Here is a 21676-nt window from a genome sequence, read left to right on the forward strand (position 1 = left end):
AGGAATTTAGTGAGCTTAAAAGCAAGACAAAAAAAAGCTCGGGACGAATCCAGGATGTCCCGAGCTCAGGGGAATGGCTCAAGGGATTGAGCCGTGCGCTAACTCGATATAAGTCGAGGGTAAGATCAAGTGTAGACAATAAATAATTTATTGCTAACCATTTGCACATTTTTTGTGCATTTTTATCGAGCGCGCTGAAATAACTGGTAAAAATTAGCCGTTGTTTGCTCAGCAACAGCCTCTACCGAAATACCTTTCACCTCAGCAACACAGCGTGCTACATCAGCGACATAGGCTGGTTGATTTTGCTTACCGCGATGAGGAACGGGCGCCAACCATGGGCTATCGGTTTCAATCAGTAGTTGGGTCAATGGAATCGCTTCAATGACAGAGCGTAATTCATCCGCGTTACGAAAACTGGCGATACCTGAAATCGAGATGTAGAAACCCAAATCAGCAATCGCTGCCTCAGCCATGGCTAACGACTCGGTAAAGCAATGCAGCACACCACCACACTTTTGAGCCTGCCCTTCACGTAGCATGGATAGTGTGTCTTCACGCGCGTCACGCGTGTGAATGATCAGCGGTTTGTCCAACTCCACAGCTAGAACGATATGTTCGGCAAAGCTGCGTTGCTGAATAGCTTTCGACTCTTTGTCGTAGTAGTAATCGAGACCTGTCTCACCAATAGCGACGACATCTGGCAGACTCGCGTACTCTCTGAGCTGTTCGCTGGCGTAGGGATTTTTGGCAACGTATAAGGGATGGGCGCCGCAAGAAATGTTGATTTGCGGGTAATTGCGCGTTAATTCACGCATCTGCGGAAAATCTTCCAACGTCACGCCAATACACAACATGCGTTCGACTTGCGCGGCCTCAGCGTTGCGTAAGACTTGGCTGAATTGCCCATCAAATTCGGTTAAATCAAGTTTATCTAAATGACAATGTGAATCGACAAACACAACGACTCCAATTTGCAGAGAAAAGAATGGCGAACTACATAGTAGCGGTGGGCAACCCCGACTCACCTAAATGGCCTAGCAAGGTTTCAATGCGATTTCTTAAATGCGATTTATCGTCGATAAATTGCACGCCAACACCCTGCTGGTCGGTTCGACCTGGCCGCGACGGGGCTAACCAGACTACTTTACCGCGAACTAACGTGTCCTCTTGGTCACGTGGTAGACGCAGCACTAGCTTCATCTCATCGCCTAGGGTGTAGGGATCTTCCGTCACGATAAACAAAGCTCCGCCCTTAATAAACGGCATGTACAAGCGTCGTAATTGTTCTTCTGACTCTATCATGATGCGCTTGGTACTCATCCTATCTGCCACTCCGCCCACAAATCTTGTAATAACAATACACCATTTAGGCCACTTTGCTCAGTAGTCCAACGGCGAATAGCATAACACGTTTGCAGCCAATCGTTGAGTTGCTGCTGATTCACATGACGCATCTGCAGCTGCCGTTGCAGCTCACTTTGGTGGTCTGGATGGTGTAACTGCACATGCGGCAATTGCAGGTAGATCCGCACTAATTCCTGAATAAAGTATTCGCTGGCGGTGAGCCACAACCGCACTTTGTTTTTATCGACGGTCGGCCAGGTACCTACCTCACAGAATGCTTGAATCAGTTGTTCAACTGCTGCATGCGCTTCGGCCTCAAATGCCGCCGCCGAATGACTCTCCACCTCACCACGGAGTTTCGCCAGTAAAGTCAGTGGTGCATGCGCTAAGCGTTGCAGCCAAGGCTGCTCATCAGCGGTCAATGCACGCCCAAGCTGTTGCTGCAACCAAGCCTCGACTTCAATGAGTGGTGGGCTGCTCACGGTGTGTTTCTGCATGCGGCTGAGTAACGTCGGTAATAACAAGCGTGGGCGACTTGCAGAAACAATCAATATAGTCTCTGCGGTTGGCTCTTCAAGTGTTTTTAGGAGTGCGTTCGCTGCAGCCACTGTCAATAATTCGGCATCACGTATCCAGGCGACTTTACGGCCCGCTTGGTTCGCAGTTTGTTGAAGACTCATGGTCAGACTGCGCACTGCGTCAATGCCAATCGCTTTGCCATCCTCAGAGCTGAGTTCATAGAAATCAGGATGCGTTTTTGCTTTGCCCAATAGACAGCTCTTACAGTTCCCGCAAGCGCGTTGGGATGGCTGCAAACAGAGCAACATCTCAATCCAAGTATAAATAAAACGATCGAGTCCCAATTCTGGTTGCCATGGAAAACAATGCGCATGGCTAAGCCGGCCACTGTGCAGATCAGTCGTGAGTTGCTGCCACAACGGGCGTAACCAAGGTAGGCTCACCGAAATAACTCCGCTTCAACGCAAGCTAATAAATCACGATGCACGGCTTCCATACTTTGCCCACCGTCGATGACATGTATGGAGCGATCGGCTTCTGCCAGTTCCAGATAGCGCGCACGGGTTCTTTCGAAAAAGCTCAAATCTTCTTGTTCAATTCGATCCAGAGCACCTCGCGTTCGAGCCCGCTCTAAACCAAGCTTAGGGTCGACATCAATCAACAGTGTAAGATCAGGGCCAAAGCTACCCAGTACCTGCTGTTTTAGAACTTGCAGTTTGCCATCGCCTAACTGGCGTCCACCACCTTGATAAGCACGTGACGACAAGTCATGGCGATCCGCAATAACCCAAGTGCCTTGCTGCAACGCGGGTTTGATCACGTTCTCTACGAGTTGCACCCGACTGGCATACATAATCAGCAGTTCTGTATTGGCATGAACGGGCTCAGCCCAATCTTGCTTCACTAATTCACGTAAGGCTTCTGCTAGTGGCGTACCACCGGGTTCACGGACGGTCGTTGCGGCAATATTTTTCGCTTGTAGATGCGTGACGATGCTGGCTATCGCTGAGCTCTTCCCTGCTCCCTCGAGCCCTTCAACAACGATAAACTTCCCAGTCATAGTTAATTGATTCCCCGTTGATAGCGATTTACCGCACGGTTGTGTTCAGCCAAAGTTCGAGAAAAAATGTGTCCGCCTGAGCCATCGGCCACAAAATACAAGTAATCGGTTGTTTCCGGATTTGCTGCTGCTACTAAACTCGCCTTACTCGGCATCGCAATAGGCGTCGGTGGTAAAGCCGGAATGCGATACGTATTATACGGCGTCTCAGTGCGTAAATGTGCACGTGTTAGATTACCGTCGAAATTCTCAATGCCGTAAATCGTAGTTGGGTCGGATTGCAACCGCATTCCTAACCGCAGTCGGTTCACAAATACCGAGCTCACCCGAGCGCGCTCCGCTTTAACACCAGTCTCTTTTTCGATAATGGATGCCATGATAAGTAATTCATAAGGCGTTGCATAGGGTAAATCACGGTCGCGATTGGCCCATAACTCCGACAACTGCGTTTGCATCGCGACGGCAGCTTTCCGCAACACTGTCGTCGCCGATGTGTAGGCTTTATAGGTGTATGTTTCAGGAAGCAAGAGACCTTCCATTCGAGCATAGTCAGAGAGCCCGAGCTCACTTAAAATTTGCGCTTCTGATTGTTCTAATAGGCTGTGATCTAGATAGGCTGCTTGCCGCAGCACTTCCACCCACTGCGACCAATTCTGTCCCTCAATCAGCGTGACTTGAAATAAGTGTGCACGCCCTGCAGTTACTTGCGACCAGAAACTGATTAACGAGCTATGGGGTTCAATGGCGTAGACGCCAGCTTGAATTGAATCAGCGGGCGTAAACACCCGCAACGCATAATAAGCGTGCTGAACGGAACCCGGTAAATAGCCTTGTTCATGTAAGATCTGCAGAACCGATCGAAGATGTGAACCTGCGGGAATTTCGACCAATGCAGGCTCGTCAGTGTTTACCAGCGCAGTAGGCATCACCAGCGGTTGCTGCAACGTTTTCTGTGCCCACCAATAGCCGGACCCAGCCAAGACGAGGGCAACGCAAACTACAACGAGAACGATATTTCGGATTGCCACCACGTACTCACACCTTTTGGTAGAATCGGAGCACTAAAAAGATGCCCCTGGAACTCAGCAACGGCACGCGGCCCCAAAACACTGTTAATCAAGAATACTTGATCCGCAGTAAATAGCACATCGGTACCAGCACGAACAATTTCAACCTTACCGAGAATGTTCTCATTCAACAACTGAGTTCGGGCGACGCCACTAATTCCCGCTTGGGCTAAACTGGGCGTAAACCATTGCTCGCCGCAACGCCAAAATAAATTACTGCTGATGCTCTCGACCAATGCCCCCGATTGATCGGTCACTACGAGTTCGTCGCAATCCCGTTGCTCCCGTTCTTGCGCCAACATCACTTGCTCCAAACGATTTAATGTTTTTAAGCCGGCAAAAGCCGGTTGTTCGGCTAATTTCAATCGCGCAAGTTGCACTTTTAAAGGATGTGCGGGAACTTCTGGAATGGGGCTGACACTCGCATACCAAGGGGGTTCAGCTTGGCTTTGACGGGCATAGCCGCGACTTGAATCCCCTGCCGTCATCATCAGTTTAACAACACACTGCGGCTGGGTTGATGCAATAGTTTGAAGAAATTCTGTAATTGTGGCTTGCGGGGGAAGCGGTAGTTCAAGCTTTTCTGCGGCTTGGCATAATCGCTGCCAGTGGAGAGGCCACCAGAGCACTTGGCCATGGCGAATCGTTAACGTTGTAAAGTGCCCGTCGCCGAACTGGAGTCCACGATCAAAGGCAGGTGCCGTTAGCGGTTGGCCATTTTTCCACAGCATCGTCTGAGCAGAACAAAAAAAGGCGGAATAAAAATTCCGCCCTCTTCAATTCATTCGCTTAGTCGTTCGCGTGATTGGTCACGTAATCGATAGCTGATTGAACCGTTTTGATTTTCTCAGCTTCTTCGTCTGGAATTTCAGTCTCAAACTCTTCTTCCAGAGCCATCACCAACTCAACGGTATCCAGAGAGTCTGCACCGAGGTCGTTTTCGAAAGAAGCTTCTGGTTTAACTTCTTCTTCTTTCACACCAAGTTGCTCGATGATGATTTTTTTAACGCGTTCTTCAATAGTACTCATTGTATTAAGTTCCCTTCACTTTAGGTCACGATCTAAAAATTGGGCTTAGTGTAGTGAATGCCGCTTCAATAATAAAGCAATAAATGGTACTACCACTAGCCATTACACAGTGCCAACTGTTGGCAACTGCGGGTTAAACCATTGCCATGCCGCCATTCACGTGAATAGTCTCGCCGGTAATGTACGCTGCCCCAGGCGACGCTAGAAACGTCACCGCGGCTGCAATTTCTTCAGGCTGCCCGAGTCGGGCCGCTGGGATATTAGCAAAAATGGCTTGTTGTTGGTCTTCTGTCAATGATTTGGTCATATCCGTATCAATAAAACCCGGTGCCACACAATTTACAGTAATTCCACGAGCAGCAATTTCCTGTGCTAGTGCTTTGGTAAAGCCAACTAAACCGGCTTTCGCCGCACAATAATTCGCCTGGCCTGGATTACCCGTTGTGCCAACCACAGATGAGATATTGATAATTCGACCACTACGCCGTTTCATCATACCGCGCATCACGCCTTTACTCAGTCGGAAGACCGCTTTCAGATTCGTATCTAAAACGCTATCCCACTCGTCTTCTTTCATCCGCATCAATAAATTGTCGCGAGTAATGCCCGCATTGTTGACCAAGATATCCAATTGACCATAACGCTCATCAATGTGCTTCAGCACCGCATCAATACTGTCTGCATCGGTCACATTGAGCGCAACGCCCTCACCTTTGTCCGCTAAGTATGCGGAAATGGCATCAGCGCCCTGTTGTGTGGTAGCGGTACCTACCACAGTGACACCTTGGGCAACAAGCGCCTCGGCAATTGCTTTACCAATGCCGCGACTAGCGCCGGTTACTAATGCTACTTGTCCTGCCATTGTCATCATTACACTCCTACTCTGAACTCGTCGAGTTCGTTAAACTGTCCACCCCTGCCGGGGTATTGATGGCATCGACAACTGGATCATTGGCGATGCGTTTAATGAGACCTGTGAGTACTTTGCCGGGGCCAATTTCATAAAACTGAGTGACCCCTTGTTCGGCCAAAAACTCTACTGTTTCAGTCCATCGCACCGGAGAATACAACTGTCGGATCAATGCATCTTTAATAGCACCGGCATCCGTCTCGATAGCTACATCCACGTTGTTGACCACAGCCAGCGTTGGGGTGTGGAACGTGGTTTGTTCGAGTAATTGCTCAAGTCTCTCTGCCGCTGGACGCATCAATTCACAATGTGACGGCACACTCACAGGGAGTGGGAGTGCGCGTTTTGCGCCCGCCGCTTTACAAGCATCGCCGGCACGAGCAACGGCTGCTGCATGACCAGCAATCACAACCTGACCCGGCGAATTATAATTCACCGCCGCGACCACTTCAGAGCCCGCCGCTTCAGCGCAACATGCTCGCACTGCATCATCGTCAAGGCCAATAATGGCTGCCATTCCGCCAATGCCAGCAGGTACCGCAGACTGCATAAATTCACCGCGCTTCGCGACAATAGCAACGGCAGCTTCGAAATCAATCACGCCAGCGCACACGAGTGCGGAATATTCACCGAGTGAGTGCCCAGCAAGATACGCTGGCGCAGCTACGCCCTGTTGCTGCAATAACCGATAGATAGCGACGCTGGCGGTTAATAAAGCAGGTTGCGTTCGCTGTGTTTCATTCAGTGCATCGCTCGGCCCTTGACTGACTAGTTCCCATAAATCGTAACCCAACACCTCACTTGCCTTCGCAAAAGTAGACTGGATCAACGGGTACTGTGCCGCTAACTCCGCCGCCATGCCAACACTTTGGGACCCTTGTCCCGGAAAAACCATTGCTCGCATCTGTTGTCCTTAATAATCGATAAGTGCTGAGCCCCAGGCGAATCCACCGCCAAAGGCTTCTAATAATAATTTATGACCTCGTTGTATTCTGCCATCACGCACAGCAACATCAAGCGCAATAGGTACTGAGGCGGCAGAGGTATTGCCGGTGTAACGCAACGTGGTTACCACATGTGCCATCGGCATCCGTAATTTCTTCGCTGTAGCGGTAATGATGCGCATGTTTGCTTGATGAGGGACTAGCCAATCTAACGCATCGGCCTCCAGAGCATGAGCCGCCAGCGTCTCTTGCACCAATTCACTTAGCTTTGTCACAGCCACCTTAAAGACTTCGTTGCCTTTCATATACATCCAGGCTTCGCTGAGCTCTTCAGCGCGCTCGTTCCACTGCCGATGTGCATGCTTGGCACCCAGTAAGTCAGCAAACTCACCAGCACTGTGCAAATGCGTCGATAAAATTCCGGGCGTTTCGCTGGCTTGCACCACAACTGCACCTGCGCCGTCACCAAATAAAATGATGGTGTTGCGATCATCCGGTCGACACAGGCGTGACAATACATCCGTTCCGACAACCAGAACATTCTTGTACATACCACTGCGAATATATTGATCTGCCACCGACAACGCGAAAATAAAACCTGAGCATGCGGCCGCCACATCAAAAGCGGGAATATTTTGATCAGTTAATGCAGCTTGGATTTCGCAAGCGACGCTTGGAAAGGCATTTTCACCCGATGTTGTTGCGACCACGATTAAATCGAGTGCGTCAGGCGCAATACCGGCAGCTTGAAGTGCCTGACTCGCCGCAGCAGCACCCATAGTCACTGCACTTTCTGCGGGACCTGCAATGCGTCGTTCGTGAATGCCTGTGCGCTCGACAATCCAATCGTGAGATGTGTCGACACGCCGCTCGAGGTCAGCGTTGGTCAGGCACTGGCTCGGTAAATAGTGACCAGTTCCTGCAATTCTTGAATACATGGGTTGTTTTTATTCCTGCTCTAACAGTACTTGCTCAACCCGATCCTTAATTTGGTTCGGGAGCGACCGCTGTGCAGCTTCTATGGCTTGGGCAATGGCGCTTTCGAAAGCGCGAGCATTTGCATCACCATGGCTTTTAATCACAACGCCCCGCAATCCTATCAGACTCGCGCCGTTATAGTGGTCGGGCTTCAGCCAATCCCACGAACGTTGCAGGCGTTGATAAAACAATTTGACGAACCAACGTGTCAGCCAATGCGCTTCTATATTCGCGCGAATATTCGATAACAGGAGATCTGCCAGCCCTTCGCAACTCTTCAGTGCAACATTACCGACAAACCCGTCACACACAATGACATCAGCCTTTCCAGCAAACAAATCATCGCCTTCTAGAAAGCCGATGTAGTGAATATGCGACGATTGTTGAAACAATGCAGCTGCCGCTTTCACGACATCATTACCTTTGGTGTCTTCTTCACCAATATTCAGTAACGCCACACGCGGTTTTGCGATGCCCAGAACTTCCTGAGCGGCAACAGAGCCCATAACGCCAAACTGGAATAAAGTGTCCGAATCACACACCGGATTCGCGCCCAAATCGAGCACGAAGGCCGACCCCCCTTGATGTTGCGGAATAGCCGACATCAAAGCTGGACGCAACACACCAGGGAGAGTTTTCAAAGCAAAATATGCTTTAGTCATCAAAGCCCCGGTATTACCGGCACTGACGCACGCAGCTGCTTGCTCGTTTGCAACGAGTTCCAACGCCACACGCATCGATGAATCAGGTTTAGCACGTAGAGAATAGCCAGGCTTATCCGTCATTTCCACGGTTTGGCTGGCATGAGCAATAGTCACGCGAGGATGCTCAGAAAGCTGAGCAGAACTGAGAAGAGATTGAATTTCGGCTTCGTCACCAACCACGATAAAATGAACCGTTGGATGTGTGGTGAGTGCCTTTTTCAGTGCCTCAATAACAATAGAGGGGCCGTTATCGCCCCCCATTGCATCAAGTGCCAGAGTCAGTGTGGCCATAGCCTCACTTCCGCTTCTGGTTTACTTGTTGATTACTTTACGGCCTTTATAAAAACCGTCAGCTGTTACATGGTGACGACGATGCGTCTCACCAGAGGTAGAGTCAACCGACAGTGTAGGGCCGCTCAGGGCATCGTGAGAGCGACGCATATCGCGCTTCGAACGAGTTTTCCGATTCTGTTGTACAGCCATTTACGCTATCTCCTAAATTTAGTGACGTAAGTTATTTACGCTTTAATGCTTGCAATACAGCGAACGGATTTTCTTGTTCGCTTAGGGTTTCATCAATTTCACCCCATTGCATCGCTTTGCTATCGATTTGACATGCTTGCTCATCGTGTTTCACGAACGCGGGCATGGCCAATATTAATTCATCTTCCACAATTCGATGCAGATTCACTTCATTGAGCTCATCCAGCTCAATGGGCTCGTAGTCCTCAGGCATATCGTCGGCGGCCTGGCGTTTCGTCACTGGAGCGTAGATGAACGAGGTCTCTAATGTGAGCGCCATTGGCTCACCACATCGTTCACACGCAGCAACAACATCAACAGTTGCAGAGCCTTGTATATACTTCAGTTGTTGTGGGTCAATATCAAATTGCAATTCCACATCAACATCAGGACAAGGTTCAACGAGCATTTCTTGCAATCGCGCAAGCATATTGCCAGGAACAAGTCCCTGATAGCTCAACTGTTTGCCGGCACTTTTGACCGGATCGACCGAAATCGGAATACGAACCTTCTGCATAGGGCGCGAATGTTAATGGATTCGGGGGTTGAACACAAGTCCTTTGTAGAAATTTAGCTTACTTTTGCGGGCTCTAGTAACGGGTTTACGCCCCACTCTCGCAACATCTTCAACAGTGCGATTAATGGCAACCCAATCAAGCTATTCGGATCCTGTCCCTCAAGTCGCTCAAATAAACTAATTCCGAGCGCTTCGCTCTTAAAACTACCTGCACAATTCAAGGGTTGTTCGAGACGCACATACCCCTCTATCTCGGCCTGTGTTAACGAACGAAAATGTACAGCGAACGGTTCGACGATTTGTTGCAGCGCGCCATCACTACTTCGATACACCGCCAGACCGGTCAAAAAGGTCACTGTCTTGCCACTCATTTGCATGAGTTGAGCCACGGCCCGCTCACTCGTTCCTGGCTTGCCGAGAATTTCGCCTTCAACAACCGCTACTTGGTCGGAACCGATTAAAATATGCTGCGGATATTGGGCTGCAAGTGCTTGTGCCTTAGCAACCGCCAACCGCCCCACCAATTGCGCTGCGGTCTCTGCTGCTAGCGGGGTCTCATCAACTTCAGGCGCTGCAACCGAAAACCGTAAACCGGTTTTTTCCAGTAATGCGCGGCGATATGGTGAAGTGGAAGCGAGAATAAGAGGTAAAGAGTCCATGCTATCAACCTACAACTTGGTGAGTCAGAGACGGATTAAACTGAGTTAAGACCGATTGTAACTCCACCCATGAATCGACTAAACACAATGCCGTTTCGTCTTGGAGTCGTTGTCGCGGATGCGCACCGAAGGTCACACCAATGGCTGCGATGCCAGCATTTGCTGCCATTCGCAAATCATGCACGGAATCGCCAATCATAATTGCTTGCTCTGCTTGAAAACCGCTTTCGCGCAATAAGTCGTGTAACATTTTCGGATGGGGCTTCGACTCGGCTTCATCGGCACAACGCGAATAATGGAACCAAGCGTCGAGTCCAGTTTCTGCCCATACCCGTTCCAGACCATGTCGTGCTTTGCCTGTGGCGACCGCTAATTGAAAACCTTGCGAATGCAAACTTTGGAGGACCGACTCAGCGTTGGGAAAGACCGGTGACGGGGTTTGGTCCGCATCAATATAATAATGCCGATAGACGGCAAAAAAGCGTTCTAACTGGCTTTCCGATAACGTGCCAAATAGACGATCAATCGCTGGCATTAAACTAATGCCAATAATATCCCGTACCGCCATCGCCGTTGGAACCGGTAAATCCAGATCGCGAGCCGTCAGTTGCATCGATGACACAATACGTCCCACCGAATCCATCACAGTGCCGTCCCAATCAAAAATAATAAGAGGAGTAGTCAGTTGCGAACTCATTGGCGTAAACTTTTTAAGACCTGCAGCAATGATGGCTCGAGTGGCGCGACCACCTGAATCATCTCGCCCGATTGTGGATGTTCGAAGCGTAAACTTTTCGCATGAAGGAACAAACGTTGTAATCCGCGTTCACGCATTTGCTGATTAAACCCTTCATCACCGTATTTTGGATCTTGTGCCAATGGATGCCCTGCATGCAGCGCGTGTACGCGAATTTGGTGCGTTCGCCCGGTCAACGGTGATGCTTCGACTAAACTGCAATCCTCGAACCGCTCAACCACACGAAACTTCGTCTCGGACGGTTTCCCATCCGCATCCACACGAACCACTCGCTCACCAGATTTCAACGTATTCTTTAATAAAGGAGCGGCGACTAATTTCACATGATCCTGCCACTGCCCTCTCACCAAAGCCACATATTGCTTGTCCATGGTTTTATTGCGTAATTGCTCATGCAAATGGCGCAATGCTGAGCGTCGTTTAGAGATCAAAATACAACCACTCGTTTCGCGGTCCAGGCGATGAACAAGTTCCAAATGCTTTGCTTGTGGACGCAGTGCACGCAAGCTCTCGATTAATCCAAATTGCAAGCCCGAACCGCCGTGTACCGCCATTCCGGCAGGCTTATTCAAGACAATGAGAATATCATCCTCGTAGAGTACCTGTTGGTCGAGTGCTTGTACGCTACTTAAGTTGGCGCTGGGTAATGGATTTTGATCAGCCACACGAACCGGTGGAATACGAATTAAATCACCTGCCTGTAAGCGATATTCGGGTTTTACTCGTTTTTTATTTACGCGCACTTCGCCCTTACGCAAAATTCGGTACACCAATGACTTGGGCACCCCTTTTAATTGCGCGAGCAAATAGTTGTCGATGCGCTGGTCCGCATAGTCCGCTTCAACGGTTTGCCAACTGACGCCTTGATTTGTGGATTGGGTATCTTGCATGGGCGTCAGTTTATCATGAAACTGACGCCCACTGCCGCAGAATTTTCGGCGGTTTCAATAGAAAAGATTAATTCGACGTCTCAGTAGAATACACGAATTCAAGACCACGCAAACTCAGGTCCATAGTAAGCGATGATACGGTATTCTGTCCCATAAACGACTGTAACTCCTCTGGGACGGGTTGCCCCTGTGCGGTGAATTGGGCCTCGATCAGCTCGCTGATCTTACCGTTATCCACACTCACAGCTAACAAGCCACGGTCCTCAATCGACGTTTGGTTGAGTTGCTCCCGATATTGCTGCGCAACAGCATCCATAGTCGCGATAGTTAGCTGATGTTCACCGCGTGACAGATTGGCGCTCATTGGAACGCCAATACCCATTGCCATGACTGGCGAAATATCAATTGTATCGCCCACGGGTGGCAAATTAACGCCTGCTAACGGTGGAAATGAAGCTTGCAGCACGCTGTAAAATGATGCGACGTCATTTAAAGAGGTGCTGACCACCACTTGTTGACCGGAAAAATCGCCTTGAGTCAGGCCATTCACGTCGATTTCGTTAACGAGGACTTGTAATCCAAGCAGGCCACTTGCCATGTTGGTCATTGCAAAAGCACCGCCGATAGGCTGCTGTTGCATACTGGCTTGCAGTTCAACCAACGGCCCACAGGAAAAGTCCGCTTGAGCTGTCGCATTCCACAGGTCACTTGCCACTGGGCCGAGTTGACTCGCGTCGATACCCAGTGCCATAGCAACTGTGACGTCATCCATTGAACGCTGCATGAAGTTTGGTACAACACCACGTAGCTTCTGCAGCGCACCAATTGTATTTTCCTGCACAATCGGTAGAACCATGCGAGCATCAATACGCATGTTGTCTGCCGATGTGGTGGTTACTTGCATATCCGAGAAGAAACCCGGAAAACGCTCGCTGATGGTTTGCAAGTCAGCCTGACACGAGGCATCCGTCCATTGTTTGAGCTCTGGCTCCGCAAAGGCTTCTGGAAAAATGGCCCGCAAATCGCGACCGAGTCGATTCGATTGACGATTACTCACCGCATCCGTCAGCACTTCCGATAACATCCAGCCGACGCTGCCATAGTCCAACGCATAACGCTCACGAATAGCATCAAAACTGCCATCTGCAATCACATTTTCAGGCGCTGCTTCAGCACCAATCAGCAACGCGTGATCAGCGACTGGTGTTGCAGATGAATGTACGCTCAGTGTCGTCCAGTCATTATTCGTGCTCAACCACACCGACCACTGCTCTTCGCTGCCGGTATCAATGGCGTAGGAGCGCACGGTTTCGCCAGCTACGGTAAGAATCTCTGGCGTCACATCATAGTCATTTTCAAGGCTTTCGATGAAGGCAACAACACGGGCGCTATCAGCTGTTTCCCAGCGAATAACTGGAGCAATACCCACCATGTAGGAGAGAATTCGCGTATTTTGCGCGTAACCCATCTGTTCCTCGAGAGATACGTCACCGCCAATGACTTCTAACATGGTTTGGGCATAAGCAAACAAGAATTTCAGACGATTGATATTCGCGGTAGCTTCATTATCAGTGTTCGGTTCCGCACTATCACGCTCAGAAAGGCTATCCATCAATGTAGCGAAGTCACTTTGGAGTTGCTCCAGTAGTTCTGGAGTTAAGCCGCCCACCTGCCGCATGTATGCGACCATATCAATGGGTTCTAAATAGGCTGACAGTACCGCCGTGTCACTCGGGACCGCGCTCAACGCAGTCGTTAACTTCGGATCGATACTCGTATCTGACTCCAGCCACTGATATCCAGCTACAACTGCTACCCCAACAACAGCAGCTCCGATGAAAAATTTACGCATGAACCCTGTACCTTTGTTTGTTATTTGTAAATGAAGTGTATCGTAGAAATTCGGGCGTCAACAGTCTTGACAATATTGTTTCTTGTCATGAGAGGGCACTTCGTGGGATAATCCTGTGTCGGAAAAATCCGCACCGACACAACAGAGAGCGGTAGAGACAAAGAATTTACGAGTGATTTGAGCGGTCTGAGTGGTGACAGCGAACGACACTTCCACCTCGGAATACGCACAAATGCGGGCAACTAGCCCCATCAGCGAGATTTCGACGGCACGGATAAACATCTGCGAAGATGGTCGCAACGAGTACGCGAACCCGCCTTTATTAATCAAATCACGTTTTAAAACCATCGCTACGGCATGGTACGAAAGTTTCGTTTACAAGTGCATTTCGGCTTGGTAACCAATTGCAACCTCACGTCGCAAAGCCATTACGACGGGGGGCGTCAGTACACGCTGTGAGAGCGCTATGGCACACTACAATTTGAACTCGAAATCGCGACGGCTGTAAGCCTTTCGTGCCGTGTTGTGGCTAAGTATGTGAAGAGTCACAACTATGAAAAGAATGCTCATTAATGCGACCCAGCAAGAAGAATTGCGGGTTGCGCTCGTTGACGGACAACGTCTATATGACCTCGATATTGAATCACCAGGTCATGAACAGAAAAAATCCAATATCTACAAAGGTAAAATAACTCGTATCGAACCAAGCTTAGAAGCTGCGTTCGTTGACTACGGTGCAGAGCGCCACGGTTTCTTACCTCTCAAAGAAATTGCCAAAACGTATTTCCCTTCAGGTTACAGCTTTTCTGGTCGTCCCAATATCAAGGAAGTGATCAAGGAAGGGCAAGAAGTCATCGTCCAAATCGATAAAGAAGAACGCGGACAAAAAGGTGCTGCGCTGACTACCTTTATTTCACTCGCAGGTAGCTATTTGGTATTAATGCCAAATAACCCGCGTGCAGGTGGTATTTCACGTCGTATCGAGGGTGATGAACGAACCGAATTAAAGGAAACCCTCGACGCGCTCAATATCCCAGACGAAATGGGATTGATTGTGCGTACGGCGGGCGTTGGTAAGTCGACCGAAGAATTGGAATGGGATTTAAACGTGCTCAAGCACCATTGGGCGGCTATCGAACAAGCCGCGCAATCACGCCCTGCTCCATTTTTGATTCACCAAGAAAGCAATGTTGTATTTCGCGCCATTCGTGACTATTTACGTCGCGATATTGGCGAGGTATTGATTGATAAAACAGAAATATTTGACCAAGTTCGTGAACACGTTCGGTTGATTCGTCCAGACTTTGTGAACAAAGTGAAGATGTACCAAGGTGACGTGCCTCTGTTTAATCACTACCAGATCGAAAGCCAAATTGAATCGGCATTCCAGCGCGAAGTGCGATTACCTTCGGGCGGTTCGATCGTGATCGATCCAACGGAAGCATTAACCTCTATCGATATTAACTCAGCGCGCGCTACAAAAGGCGGCGATATCGAAGAAACTGCGCTACAAACTAACTTGGAAGCAGCAGAAGAGATTGCACGTCAGTTACGTTTACGTGACGTTGGCGGTTTGGTAGTTATTGACTTCATTGACATGACTCCTGTTCGCCACCAGCGTGAGGTCGAAAACCGACTCCGCGATAGTCTGAAACACGACCGCGCTCGCGTTCAAGTCACGCGGATCTCACGTTTCGGTTTGTTAGAAATGTCACGTCAACGTCTGCGCCCATCCTTGGGTGAAGCGTCGAATCACGTCTGTCCGCGCTGCAGCGGTCACGGTACGATTCGTTCTGCCGAGTCATTAGCGCTGTCTATTCTACGTCTGATCGAAGAAGAAGCACTAAAAGACAATACCATTCAAATTCAAGCACAGGTGCCGGTCACGGTTGCTACCTACTTATTGAATGAGAAGCGTCAGTCTATTTTCGATATTGAAAAACGCCACAAGGTATCGGTTCTCGTTATTCCAAACCCACACCTTGAAACACCACATTTCGACGTGCGTCGTTTACGCCAAGATGAAGCAGATGAAGCGAACAGCTTTACTCTCATCGAAAATGCTGAAGATGCCCGTACTGAAATAGTGTTGAATAAAGACAAGCCAAGTTTTGAAGAACCGGCCTTGAAAGGATTGCAGGCACCGCCTGCGCCAGCACCAACCCCAGCTGCACCTGCTGCTGCACCAACGGTGACTACGCCTTCTCTGTTCAGCCGTTTAGGCAGCTGGTTAGCAGGATTATTTGGTGACTCAGAAGAAGAGACCAAGAAAAAGCAACAGCAACGCGAGCAAGCGTCTAATAATCGTCGGCCGAACCAGCGCCGCGGGAATGGTCGCGGCAATAATCGCCGCCGCAACAATCGTCAGCGTACTAATCGTGATGATGAGAGCACTGCAGCGTCAACTCCAGCAGCGGACACCAACAAAGATACCTCGAAAGATGAGCGTAACGAGCGTGGCAATTCGCGTCGGGGTGGACGGAATCGCAATCGTAATCGGCAAACCAACGCTGATGATAAGGCGACGACAGCCAAAGCTGCAGAAGCTGCTGAGGCGACAACTGAGGCAAAAGCTGAAACTAAAGGCGAGGCGAAAACAGAGTCAAAACCAGCAACGCCGAAGCCACGTCGGCAACGACGCAAATTGGAACGTTCAGTCCGTCAAGGCTCCGAACTATCAGCAGCAGCCAGCGGCACTGTAACCGACACAACGGGTAGCACCGATAATAAGTCAGTACCAGAAGCATCTGAATCAGCAGCCCCAGCCGTTCAACCTGCAGCAACGCCAGAACAGGCAGAGACTGCAGTCAAAGCGCAGGAGCAGGCATCTGAATCTGATGCAGTCGAGTCGAAGCAAGCAACTGCGGAGACCGAGCAAACCGAAGACAAGCCACAGAAAAATCGGAGTCGTCGTTCTCCCCGTCATCAACGTGCTGCTGGCCAACGTCGAAAAGCTGAAGCCGAGGCAGAGACTGCAACGGAAGCTGCAGATGAAGCCGCAGAGAAAAATACGGCGACTAAACCCGAAGCTGAGTCAGAAGCGACCCAAGAGTCAGCAACGGTCTCCATTGAGACGGCTACTGATGTTGCCGAAGCTCCCGCAGCGCAACCTGACGAAGCCGCGGCAGAAGCTGAGTCAAAACCTGCTGTTGAAGCTAAACCAAAAGCTGCTGAGCCAGACGCTGAAATCGAAGCGAAGCCAGAAGCGGAGCCAGAAACAGCGCCTGAACCTGATGCAGCGGAAGAACAGCCGGTACCAGCAGCGAAGGCTGAGAAAGCGGATAAAGCTGAAAAGAAAACCAAAGCTGCTCCCAAAGCTCGTGCAAAGAAAACGCAAGCAGCAGCCCCTGCCACTGAAACTAAGGTGAAGTTTACGACCGCACCTATGGCTAAGGCGAGTGCTGTTGCTCGAACAGAGGCATTCCAACCATTGCCAGTGGCAAGTGGGGAAAGAAAGCCGTTGGTTCGCGATGAACGCACGAGCAGTCTGAGCCAAGCGCGCAAGGTTGTGACGTCAGAGATGACAAAGTGCTAAAAGCCTTGAAAACGCTAATAGTAACTAGCTACTAGCGAAAGCCAACAAAAAAGCCCCGCAAGGGGCTTTTTATTTATCGAGTAGCCAATAGCTAGTAGCCACTAGCGCACTTCAAAGTCACTTGAGGTTTTCTTCGAACAGTTTGTAGATGCGGCGGTATTCGTCCAGCCAGCTCGATGGTTGACGGAACCCATGGGGCTCGACCGGATAAATAGCCGTTTCAAAATCCTCTTTCTCGTGCTCAATAAGGCGTTGAACTACCCGCACGCTATCTTGGAAGAAGACATTGTCATCGACCATGGGTGAATTAATCAGTAATGCATCTTCCAAACCTTCCGTGAAGTACAATGGTGAGCTACGACGATACGCAATAGGATCATCATCAGGTAGATTCAAGATATTCGAGGTATAACCAGTATTGTAGTGAGCCCAATCAGATACCGGACGTAACGCAGCTCCCGCTTTGAATAAACCTGGCTCCTTGAACAAAGCCATAAAGGTCAGGAAGCCGCCATAAGAGCCACCGTATGTGCCCACTCGATCGGTATCCACATTGGCATTTACCCCAGCCCAATTGACCACATCAATCAAATCTTCCACTTCAGGGGTGCCCATTTGTCGATAAATAGCGGTACGCCAATCACGACCGTAGCCTTTAGAGCCCCGATAGTCTAAATCCAGAACCACATAGCCCTGTTGCGTTAGGAACGTATGGAACATAAATTCTCGTTGGTAATTTGACCAGCCGCTATGTGCATTTTGCAGATAGCCAGCGCCGTGAATAAAAACGACCGCTGGATATTTTTCGGCACGATTCGCATCGTAGTCGTCTGGATAGTAGACGCGTGTATAAATCGGATGATCAACATGGCTCGAAGCAATGGGTACAATTTCTGGTGGTGCCCACGGGAAACTCAAATAGGTATCTGTAGCCGTGTACGTTAAGCGTTCCGCAGTGTCACTTCCTATCGCTTGAACATAAAGCTCAGGCGGATTCAGTGCATTAGAATGGGTGATCAACAGTTGGTCTTCCATTGGGCTCAATTCATAGTTATTAATGCCGCCCAAGTTGGTTAACTGCTCTAACTCACCGTCTGCCACAGCCACTCGAAAGATCTCGTAGTTGCCTGGATGTGGTTCGTTCGCACTGAAGTAGATATGTTGACCATTAGCACTCAATTGCGGATCTTCAGTCACATACTGACCCGATGTTAACTGCCGAGCCTCGCCACCTAAAGTCTTGGCGTATAAATGCGCATAGCCATCTTCCTCTGACTGATACCAAATGGTGTCTTGAGTACCAGTGACAAAACCGAATTCATTATGGGTGTAGTTAATCCAAGCATCATCGTGGAGACGATGTTGATTCACCAGTTGCTTACCAGCGAAGTCCAACGACGCGATCCAACGATCTTTGTTATCCCAAGCTTCAAGCATAACAACCGCTTCCGTACCCTCAGAATTCCAACGGACCGCACCGCTTTGCCAACCCCAATCTTGCATCAAAGTAATCGCACGTGGCTTCTTCTCGCTCGTGTAGGTTTTACCTTGGGCTTCATGATTTTCGCGTTTAACGTCCGCCAATACATCTTCATCCCAACCAGGCAACGTATTGTAGGTCAACGTGGTTTGCTCGCCTGACTCTAGGTCTAGCATCATGAGTTGGTGCTCAACAGGCTTCGCATCAGCCACTCGACGACGAACATTTTCCGCTTTCACGCGGCCATCCTCGCCGATGTAATTTGGCATGATGTCACCATCATCACGCCAAGAGTTTGGCGCAGAAACTGCAACAATCAGTTTATCACCGGCAGGCGATAGGCTGGCCGCGACAATTTGTTTGTTGTTGCCGAGATAAAACGGTTGCGGTGCGAGTGACTCATTCGCGGCGCGAAGTTTTTGTTGTTGGTCAAACCGATCTGCACGAATTTTGCGTTCTTTTTGAATAAATTCAATTAGTTCTAGTTGCTCGCGCGCAATGAAATCTTTCGGTTCTTCGTTGGGCTTGGGTGCATCGCGCGTCTCCAGACTCGCCAACTGCTCAGTCAAGCCTGACGCTGTATCTACAGCGAAGAAATCATTACCCTGCCGGTATGAAACCCGACCATCGGTCAAAAATAGTAATTGCGATTGTCTCGCCTCATCACGCGTGAGCTGAAGAATCTGTCCTGTCGCCATCTCTCGAACGAAGATATTGCCTTCAAAGGTATACGCCAGCAGTGAACGATCCACATTGTAGACACCATCATTGTGCGCATATCGATGCAGACGGTCCAGGGGTATGGTGTGTGCTTCAGAAGGATTTTCTAATGCCAAATGGTACCAATCATTGAGTTCGCTGTTCTCGCGCTCTTGCTGATAGATCACGCCGCTGCCATCTGCCATCCAGTAAGCGTTGCTGGGCGAACGAGCGACCCACTCCTGATCTGCCATAATTTGATTGAGCGTGAGCACGCTATCAGCCGTTGCTTGCGAATTAGCAGCCGTTTGTACAATCGCAGGGCGCTCAGTCGTTTCGTTTTGTGCGTACGATTGGGTGCTCGCACACGAGGCTGTCAACAAGGCCGCGGCTATCGCCACCGCTAACTTGGTTTTCATAGTTGATCCTTCCTTTCTGATGAGGCTTTTAATAGGTCTTCACGCATTAAAGCAAAACGCCCGACAACATGCGAGCCGGGCGTTTCGTGTTTGCGAGAGATAATCAGGCTTCTGCGTCAGACTGCAGGTTCGGATGCGCAGCCTCAACCCACGGTAATTCGAGTAACCGTTTGCCAATACGGGTCAAATAGGGATATGCACTCACATCAATGCCAAATCGCTCGGCGCTGTATAGCTGTGGCACTAAGCAAACATCCGCCAAAGAAAACTCGTCACCGACACAAAACTCACCACTGGTTTCATGTAAACTCTGCTCAAACGCAGAGAACGACTGCTTGAACCAGTGCTCGAGCCACGCTTTCTTCTGCGCGTCAGTGACGCTGAGCTCTTGACTCAAATATTGCTGCACCCGCAGGTTAATCAGGGGTTGCAATTCAGCCGCTAGATCCAATGCAAGCGCCCGAATCGCAGCACGTTTCGCTGCTTTACCCGGCAATAATGCAGGACCTGGATACTTCTCTTCGAGATATTCCATAATCGCTAACGATTGATGGATAACGACTGGTCCATCGACTAACGTAGGCACCAGCCCATTGGGATTGAGTTGTCGATAGGCGGTCTTGTGTTGTTGACCGCCCTCTTTCAACAAGTGAACTGGAATATAGTTGTAATCAAGACGCTTGAAATTTAAAGCGATGCGCGCGCGGTAACTGGCGCTTGAACGCCAGTAGCCATACAGTTCCATGTCTCGCTCCGTCGTATCATTTAATCAGGGTTTTGGTACTGAACCACCGTTTGGTCAATCGCTCCAAATATGCTGTTCGCGTTCGCGTCCAACATTTCAATGCGGATGGTATCGCCAAACTGCATGAAGCCAGTACTCGGTTTACCGTCACGAATAGTTTCGATCATTCGGACTTCAGCGATACAACTATAGCCTACTCCGCCCTCTTTGATCGCACTCCCGTGCTCAGTCCCTTGTTTATTCGATACGGTTCCTGAACCAATAATCGCTCCGGCGCTGAGATGACGCGTTTTCGCTGCATGCGCGACCAACTGCGCAAAATCAAACGTCATATCTTGTCCGGCATTCGGTTTACCGAAGCTTTCACCGTTGTAGTGGCTTAATAACGGTAAATGCACCTTGTTGTCGCGCCATGCTGTACCGAGCTCATCTGGTGTTACAGCAACCGGTGAAAACGCCGATGATGGCTTGGATTGGAAAAAGCCGAAGCCTTTACCCAATTCGTTCGGAATCAAGCCACGCAACGACACATCGTTCACTAGCATCAACAACCGAATATAATTGCCAGCTTGGCTTACCGATACTCCCATAGGGACATCGTCCGTAATCACTGCAATCTCACCCTCAAAATCGATACCCCAACTGGTATCCGCCATTTCGATTGGATCTTTCGGACCCAGAAAGTCATCCGATCCACCTTGGTACATGAGTGGATCAGTCCAGAAGCTTTCCGGCATTTCAGCATTCCGGGCCTTGCGCACCAGTTCAACGTGATTCACATAAGCACTGCCATCCGCCCATTGATAGGCGCGTGGCAAGGGGGATTCACAAAGCGCTTCATCAAACGGTTGCGCATCACTCAGTTCACCAGCATTCAATGCGGCGTAAACGGTTTCTAACTGGGGGGCGATGCCGTCCCAATCATCTAAGACTTCCTGCAACGTTGCAGCCAGCGCCGGCACAGCAATTGCGTGCTTAAGATCACGGCTCACCAGCATGAGTTGGCCGTCACGAGTACCATCACGGTAAGTTGCGAATTTCAT

The 21676-nt window shown here is 49.8% G+C and carries 21 protein-coding genes; 1 reads left to right on the top strand and 20 read right to left on the bottom strand.

The genetic code is table 11. The annotated features are described in order from the left end of the window. Nucleotides 1–182 precede the first annotated feature (182 nt). The 17 genes from CWE22_RS02790 to CWE22_RS02870 all read right to left on the bottom strand — a co-directional run bounded on the left by CWE22_RS02790 (nucleotide 183) and on the right by CWE22_RS02870 (nucleotide 13755). Nucleotides 183–962, bottom strand: coding sequence for a TatD family hydrolase (locus CWE22_RS02790; RefSeq protein WP_169929862.1), 780 nt, complete (start codon nucleotides 960–962; stop codon nucleotides 183–185). A 34-nt stretch (nucleotides 963–996) separates the two neighbouring features. Continuing rightward, nucleotides 997–1323, bottom strand: coding sequence for a PilZ domain-containing protein (locus tag CWE22_RS02795; protein WP_211618595.1), 327 nt, complete (start codon nucleotides 1321–1323; stop codon nucleotides 997–999). Further along, entirely contained in the window at nucleotides 1320–2309 is a 990-nt protein-coding gene (locus CWE22_RS02800; RefSeq protein WP_169929863.1) for a hypothetical protein, read from the bottom strand. The genes CWE22_RS02795 and CWE22_RS02800 overlap by 4 nt, the downstream gene beginning before the upstream one ends. Further along, nucleotides 2306–2926, bottom strand: a complete 621-nt coding sequence (tmk, locus tag CWE22_RS02805; protein ID WP_169929864.1) for a dTMP kinase — start codon at nucleotides 2924–2926, stop codon at nucleotides 2306–2308. Before tmk ends, CWE22_RS02800 begins: the two co-directional genes overlap by 4 nt. 2 nt (nucleotides 2927–2928) lie before the next feature. Beyond that, the gene (gene mltG / locus CWE22_RS02810; protein WP_169929865.1) at nucleotides 2929–3957 is read right to left on the bottom strand and encodes an endolytic transglycosylase MltG; all 1029 of its coding nucleotides are present in this window, start codon (nucleotides 3955–3957) and stop codon (nucleotides 2929–2931) included. Then, on the bottom strand, nucleotides 3924–4724 hold the full coding sequence (gene pabC, locus CWE22_RS02815) for an aminodeoxychorismate lyase (protein ID WP_169929866.1): 801 nt from the start codon (nucleotides 4722–4724) through the stop codon (nucleotides 3924–3926). The genes mltG and pabC overlap by 34 nt, the downstream gene beginning before the upstream one ends. Before the next feature lie 58 nt (nucleotides 4725–4782). Beyond that, nucleotides 4783–5022 (bottom strand): acyl carrier protein, encoded by a 240-nt coding sequence (gene acpP, locus CWE22_RS02820; RefSeq protein ID WP_034774275.1) that lies wholly within the window; start codon nucleotides 5020–5022, stop codon nucleotides 4783–4785. A gap of 133 nt (nucleotides 5023–5155) precedes the next feature. Continuing rightward, nucleotides 5156–5893: a 3-oxoacyl-ACP reductase FabG gene (gene fabG / locus CWE22_RS02825; protein ID WP_169929867.1), complete on the bottom strand. Its 738-nt coding sequence runs from the start codon at nucleotides 5891–5893 to the stop codon at nucleotides 5156–5158. A 7-nt stretch (nucleotides 5894–5900) separates the two neighbouring features. After that, a complete protein-coding gene (gene fabD, locus CWE22_RS02830) occupies nucleotides 5901–6836 on the bottom strand; it encodes an ACP S-malonyltransferase (protein ID WP_169929868.1) in 936 nt (311 codons plus the stop codon). 9 nt (nucleotides 6837–6845) lie between these two features. Next, nucleotides 6846–7814 carry a beta-ketoacyl-ACP synthase III gene (locus CWE22_RS02835; RefSeq protein WP_169929869.1) on the bottom strand — a complete coding sequence of 323 codons (969 nt, stop codon included), beginning with the start codon at nucleotides 7812–7814 and terminating at the stop codon, nucleotides 6846–6848. A gap of 9 nt (nucleotides 7815–7823) precedes the next feature. Further along, nucleotides 7824–8849, bottom strand: coding sequence for a phosphate acyltransferase PlsX (plsX, locus tag CWE22_RS02840; RefSeq protein ID WP_169929870.1), 1026 nt, complete (start codon nucleotides 8847–8849; stop codon nucleotides 7824–7826). Nucleotides 8850–8870: 21 nt separating this feature from the next. Next, nucleotides 8871–9041 carry a 50S ribosomal protein L32 gene (rpmF, locus tag CWE22_RS02845; protein ID WP_169929871.1) on the bottom strand — a complete coding sequence of 57 codons (171 nt, stop codon included), beginning with the start codon at nucleotides 9039–9041 and terminating at the stop codon, nucleotides 8871–8873. Nucleotides 9042–9072: 31 nt separating this feature from the next. Then, a complete protein-coding gene (gene yceD / locus CWE22_RS02850) occupies nucleotides 9073–9597 on the bottom strand; it encodes a 23S rRNA accumulation protein YceD (protein ID WP_169929872.1) in 525 nt (174 codons plus the stop codon). Between the two features lie 53 nt (nucleotides 9598–9650). Further along, complete coding sequence (locus CWE22_RS02855; protein ID WP_169929873.1) at nucleotides 9651–10256, bottom strand: Maf family protein; 606 nt, start codon at nucleotides 10254–10256, stop codon at nucleotides 9651–9653. A 4-nt stretch (nucleotides 10257–10260) separates the two neighbouring features. Next, a complete protein-coding gene (locus CWE22_RS02860) occupies nucleotides 10261–10953 on the bottom strand; it encodes an HAD-IA family hydrolase (RefSeq protein WP_169929874.1) in 693 nt (230 codons plus the stop codon). Continuing rightward, on the bottom strand, nucleotides 10950–11903 hold the full coding sequence (gene rluC, locus CWE22_RS02865; RefSeq protein WP_169929875.1) for a 23S rRNA pseudouridine(955/2504/2580) synthase RluC: 954 nt from the start codon (nucleotides 11901–11903) through the stop codon (nucleotides 10950–10952). The genes CWE22_RS02860 and rluC overlap by 4 nt, the downstream gene beginning before the upstream one ends. A gap of 67 nt (nucleotides 11904–11970) precedes the next feature. Next, nucleotides 11971–13755, bottom strand: coding sequence for a hypothetical protein (locus CWE22_RS02870; protein WP_169929876.1), 1785 nt, complete (start codon nucleotides 13753–13755; stop codon nucleotides 11971–11973). A gap of 553 nt (nucleotides 13756–14308) precedes the next feature. On the opposite strand from CWE22_RS02870, the gene rne reads away from it, so the two are divergent. Next, the gene (gene rne / locus CWE22_RS02875) at nucleotides 14309–17290 is read left to right on the top strand and encodes a ribonuclease E (protein ID WP_169929877.1); all 2982 of its coding nucleotides are present in this window, start codon (nucleotides 14309–14311) and stop codon (nucleotides 17288–17290) included. Between the two features lie 117 nt (nucleotides 17291–17407). Here the strand turns inward: rne and CWE22_RS02880 are convergent, their stop codons facing one another. The 3 genes from CWE22_RS02880 to CWE22_RS02890 all read right to left on the bottom strand — a co-directional run bounded on the left by CWE22_RS02880 (nucleotide 17408) and on the right by CWE22_RS02890 (nucleotide 21676). Continuing rightward, nucleotides 17408–19888: a S9 family peptidase gene (locus CWE22_RS02880; protein WP_169929878.1), complete on the bottom strand. Its 2481-nt coding sequence runs from the start codon at nucleotides 19886–19888 to the stop codon at nucleotides 17408–17410. A 103-nt stretch (nucleotides 19889–19991) separates the two neighbouring features. After that, nucleotides 19992–20633, bottom strand: a complete 642-nt coding sequence (maiA, locus tag CWE22_RS02885) for a maleylacetoacetate isomerase (protein ID WP_169929879.1) — start codon at nucleotides 20631–20633, stop codon at nucleotides 19992–19994. 20 nt (nucleotides 20634–20653) lie between these two features. After that, nucleotides 20654–21676 (bottom strand): fumarylacetoacetate hydrolase family protein, encoded by a 1023-nt coding sequence (locus CWE22_RS02890; RefSeq protein WP_169929880.1) that lies wholly within the window; start codon nucleotides 21674–21676, stop codon nucleotides 20654–20656.

Source organism: Pseudidiomarina aestuarii (genome assembly GCF_003987355.1).
In the GTDB taxonomy this organism is placed as follows: Bacteria; Pseudomonadota; Gammaproteobacteria; order Enterobacterales; family Alteromonadaceae; genus Pseudidiomarina; species Pseudidiomarina aestuarii.